Annotated in this window: 3 rRNA genes; all 3 read right to left on the minus strand. The window is 58.2% G+C overall.

Annotated features, from left to right (window positions below):
* Positions 1–109: ribosomal RNA gene (rrf, locus tag ABEA24_RS53215) — 5S ribosomal RNA — on the minus strand; the annotation flags it as partial.
* A 96-nt stretch (positions 110–205) separates the two neighbouring features.
* Positions 206–3336 (minus strand): 23S ribosomal RNA (locus tag ABEA24_RS53220).
* Between the two features lie 414 nt (positions 3337–3750).
* Positions 3751–5271: ribosomal RNA gene (locus ABEA24_RS53225) — 16S ribosomal RNA — on the minus strand.
* Between the last annotated feature and the right edge of the window lie 13 nt (positions 5272–5284).

Here is a 5284-nt window from a genome sequence, read left to right on the forward strand (position 1 = left end):
GTGTCCTACTCTCCCACACCGTCTCCAGTGCAGTACCATCGGCGCTGAAGGGCTTAACTTCCGGGTTCGGAATGGGACCGGGTGTTTCCCCTTCGCCATAACCACCGAAACGCCTAACGGGATTCCGGGGGTCGTAAGTTCCCGGCCGTGTCCCGGGAACCGCACAGTGAACGCGAACATCTTTAACGCAGCTCTTGAAGAGGTGTGTGTCAAGCCACTCGGCCTATTAGTACCGGTCGACTCCACACCTCACGGTGCTTCCATCTCCGGCCTATCAACCCAGTCGTCTAGCTGGGGGCCTTACAACCACTAGGGTTGGGAGACCTCATCTAAAGGAAGGCTTCCCGCTTAGATGCTTTCAGCGGTTATCCCGACCGAACGTAGCCAACCAGCCATGCACCTGGCGGTACAACTGGCACACCAGAGGTTCGTCCGTCCCGGTCCTCTCGTACTAGGGACAGACCCTCGCAAGTCTCCTACGCGCACAGCGGATAGGGACCGAACTGTCTCGCGACGTTCTAAACCCAGCTCGCGTGCCGCTTTAATGGGCGAACAGCCCAACCCTTGGGACCTACTCCAGCCCCAGGATGCGACGAGCCGACATCGAGGTGCCAAACCTTGCCGTCGATATGGACTCTTGGGCAAGATCAGCCTGTTATCCCCGGGGTACCTTTTAGCCGTTGAGCGACACCCCATCCACACGGTGGTGCCGGATCACTAGGCCCTGCTTTCGCACCTGCTCGACATGTCTGTCTCACAGTCAAGCTCCCTTGTGCCCTTGCACTCGACACCTGATTGCCAACCAGGCTGAGGGAACCTTTGGGCGCCTCCGTTACTCTTTGGGAGGCAACCGCCCCAGTTAAACTACCCACCAGGCACTGTCCCCCACCCGGATACACGGGCGCGGGTTAGACGCTCGAAACGACCAGAGTGGTATTTCACCAACGACTCCACCACCACTGGCGTGATGGCTTCACAGTCTCCCACCTATCCTACACAAGACGCTCCAAACGCCAATGCCAAGCTATAGTGAAGGTCCCGGGGTCTTTCCGTCCTGCTGCGCGTAACGAGCATCTTTACTCGTAGTGCAATTTCACCGGGCCTGTGGTTGAGACAGTGGGGAAGTCGTTACGCCATTCGTGCAGGTCGGAACTTACCCGACAAGGAATTTCGCTACCTTAGGATGGTTATAGTTACCACCGCCGTTTACCGGCGCTTAGGTTCTCAGCTTCGCCCCGAAGGACTAACCGGTCCCCTTAACGTTCCGGCACCGGGCAGGCGTCAGTCCGTATACAGCGTCTTACGACTTCGCACGGACCTGTGTTTTTAGTAAACAGTCGCTTCCCCCTGGTATCTGCGACCCCCACCAGCTCACAAAGCCAGTCTGGTCACCAGCAGGGGCCCCCCTTCTCCCAAAGTTACGGGGGCAATTTGCCGAGTTCCTTAACCACAGTTCACCCGATCGCCTCGGTATTCTCTACCTGACCACCTGAGTCGGTTTAGGGTACGGGCCGCCGACATACTCGCTAGAGGCTTTTCTCGACAGCATGGGATCACTCACTTCGCCTAAATCGGCTCGGCATCACATCTCAGGCTTAATACACCACGGATTTACCTATGGTGCGCCCTACATGCTTACCCCAGGAACAACCATCGCCTGGGCTGAGCTACCCTCCTGCGTCACCCCATCACTTGCCTACTACCACCTCAGGTCCCACACTCCCTCAGACAAGACCCCCGAAGGGATCAAGCCGAGCTCACATGGTTAGTGTCAGTGGGTTCAGCATGGGCGCATGTCAGCGGGTACGGGAATATCAACCCGTTGTCCATCGACTACGCCTCACGGCCTCGCCTTAGGTCCCGACTTACCCTGGGCGGATTAGCCTGCCCCAGGAACCCTTGGTCATCCGGCGGAGGGGTTTCTCACCCCTCATTCGCTACTCATGCCTGCATTCTCACTCGTGTGGTCTCCACGACTGGCTCACGCCGCCGCTTCACAGCCCACACGACGCTCCCCTACCCACCCCAACCCCTGGACGTACAAGTACGCCTGAGTATTGTTGGGATGCCACGGCTTCGGCGATGTGCTTGAGCCCCGCTACATTGTCGGCGCGGAATCACTTGACCAGTGAGCTATTACGCACTCTTTCAAGGGTGGCTGCTTCTAAGCCAACCTCCTGGTTGTCACGGCAACTCCACATCCTTTACCACTTAGCACACGCTTAGGGGCCTTAGCCGGTGATCTGGGCTGTTTCCCTCTCGACTACGAACCTTATCGCCCGCAGTCTCACTGCCACGCTTCACTTACCGGCATTCGGAGTTTGGCTGACTTCAGTAAGCTTGTAGGCCCCCTAGGCCATCCAGTAGCTCTACCTCCGGCAAGAAACACGCAACGCTGCACCTAAATGCATTTCGGGGAGAACCAGCTATCACGGAGTTTGATTGGCCTTTCACCCCTACCCACAGGTCATCCCCCAGGTTTTCAACCCTGGTGGGTTCGGTCCTCCACACGGTCTTACCCGCGCTTCAACCTGCCCATGGGTAGATCACTCCGCTTCGGGTCTACAGCATGCGACTAAAAACGCCCTATTCAGACTCGCTTTCGCTACGGCTCCCCCACACGGGTTAACCTCGCCACACACCATAACTCGCAGGCTCATTCTTCAAAAGGCACGCCATCACACCACACCCCAAAAGAGATGCGGGAGCTCTGACGGCTTGTAGGCACACGGTTTCAGGTACTCTTTCACGACCCCTCACCGGGGCACTTTTCACCTTTCCCTCACGGTACTAGTCCGCTATCGGTCACCAGGGAGTATTCAGGCTTACCAGGTGGTCCTGGCAGATTCACACGAGATTTCACGGGCCCCGTGCTACTCGGGAAAACACTCAATGAAGACAACAAGATTTCGCCTACCGGACTCTCACCGACTACGGTCGACCATCCCAGATCGTTCGACTACCCTGCTGTTTTTTGACTTCACGCTCAAACGGCGGTCCGAGCAAGAGCGCTCCCACAACCCCACACACGCAACACCCGCCGGCTATCACACGCGCATGGTTTAGCCTCATCCCCTTTCGCTCACCACTACTCAGGGAATCACTATTGTTTTCTCTTCCTGCGGGTACTGAGATGTTTCACTTCCCCGCGTTACCACCAACCGCCCTATCAATTCAGACGGAGGCAACACCCCATGACAGGTGCTAGGTTTCCCCATTCGGAAATCCCCGGATCAACGCTCGGTTGCCAACTCCCCGGGGCATATCGCAGGCTCCCACGTCCTTCATCGGCTCCTGGTACCAAGGCATCCACCGTGTGCCCTAAAAAACTTGAACACACTCGACAAGAACAAAGATGCTCGCGTCCACTATGCAGTTCTCAAAACACGGACAGAACCAACCCCCAGCCACCACCAAACCACCAACCAAAGTCAGTGTGGTATGGCGACCAGATCAGCCTGTATGCGCGAACCCCTTCACGAGAGGTCCCGCCTGAGAAGCCCGGGTGCGAACACCCGTTTCCTCAGGACCCAACAGTGTGCTCAAACCAGCCGACCCGACCAACCCGCGTTCCCACTCCCCGGCGAACCAGGGCGGTACTAACCGATCAACCGAACCAGCCGGTTTGAATAGCCAGTGCTCCACTAGTGAGCAGGCCCACCCGCAGGACATTCGCCTGCGACAGTGAAAGCCGCCTGGACCACACCCCTCACGCGATCGCGAGTGATGCGGCCAGTGTCTGCTCCTTAGAAAGGAGGTGATCCAGCCGCACCTTCCGGTACGGCTACCTTGTTACGACTTCGTCCCAATCGCCGGCCCCACCTTCGACCGCTCCCCCCACAAGGGTTGGGCCACGGGCTTCGGGTGTTGCCGACTTTCGTGACGTGACGGGCGGTGTGTACAAGGCCCGGGAACGTATTCACCGCAGCGTTGCTGATCTGCGATTACTAGCGACTCCGACTTCATGGGGTCGAGTTGCAGACCCCAATCCGAACTGAGACCGGCTTTTAGGGATTCGCTCAACCTCACGGTCTCGCAGCCCTCTGTACCGGCCATTGTAGCATGTTTGCAGCCCAAGACATAAGGGGCATGATGACTTGACGTCATCCCCACCTTCCTCCGAGTTGACCCCGGCAGTCTCCCATGAGTCCCCAACCACCCGAAGGTGTTGCTGGCAACATGGAACGAGGGTTGCGCTCGTTGCGGGACTTAACCCAACATCTCACGACACGAGCTGACGACAGCCATGCACCACCTGTCACCGGCCCAAAAGGACCCCGCATCTCTGCGAGTTTTCCGGTGATGTCAAACCTTGGTAAGGTTCTTCGCGTTGCGTCGAATTAAGCAACATGCTCCGCCGCTTGTGCGGGCCCCCGTCAATTCCTTTGAGTTTTAGCCTTGCGGCCGTACTCCCCAGGCGGGGCGCTTAATGCGTTAGCTGCGGCACGGAATCCGTGGAAGAATCCCACACCTAGCGCCCAACGTTTACGGCGTGGACTACCAGGGTATCTAATCCTGTTCGCTCCCCACGCTTTCGCTCCTCAGCGTCAGGTAAGGCCCAGAGAACCGCCTTCGCCACCGGTGTTCCTCCCGATATCTGCGCATTTCACCGCTACACCGGGAATTCCATTCTCCCCTACCTACCTCTAGTCTGCCCGTATCCACCGCAGGCCCGAGGTTAAGCCTCGGGTTTTCACGGCAGACGCAACAGACCGCCTACGAGCTCTTTACGCCCAATAATTCCGGACAACGCTTGCGCCCTACGTATTACCGCGGCTGCTGGCACGTAGTTAGCCGGCGCTTCTTCCCCACCTACCGTCACGTTAGCTTCGTCGGTGGTGAAAGAGGTTTACAACCCGAAGGCCTTCATCCCCCACGCGGCGTCGCTGCGTCAGGCTTCCGCCCATTGCGCAATATTCCCCACTGCTGCCTCCCGTAGGAGTCTGGGCCGTGTCTCAGTCCCAGTGTGGCCGGTCGCCCTCTCAGGCCGGCTACCCGTCGTCGCCTTGGTAGGCCATCACCCCACCAACAAGCTGATAGGCCGCGAGCCCATCCCCAGCCGAAAAACTTTCCACCACCCACCATGCGGCGGGAGGTCATGTCCGGTATTAGACCCAGTTTCCCAGGCTTATCCCAGAGCTAGGGGCAGGTTACTCACGTGTTACTCACCCGTTCGCCGCTCGAGTACCCCGAAGGGCCTTTCCGCTCGACTTGCATGTGTTAAGCACGCCGCCAGCGTTCGTCCTGAGCCAGGATCAAACTCTCCGTTAAGGCCAAACGACGA

The sequence above is a fragment of the Actinoallomurus vinaceus genome, assembly GCF_039542055.1.
In the GTDB taxonomy this organism is placed as follows: Bacteria; Actinomycetota; Actinomycetes; order Streptosporangiales; family Streptosporangiaceae; genus Actinoallomurus; species Actinoallomurus vinaceus.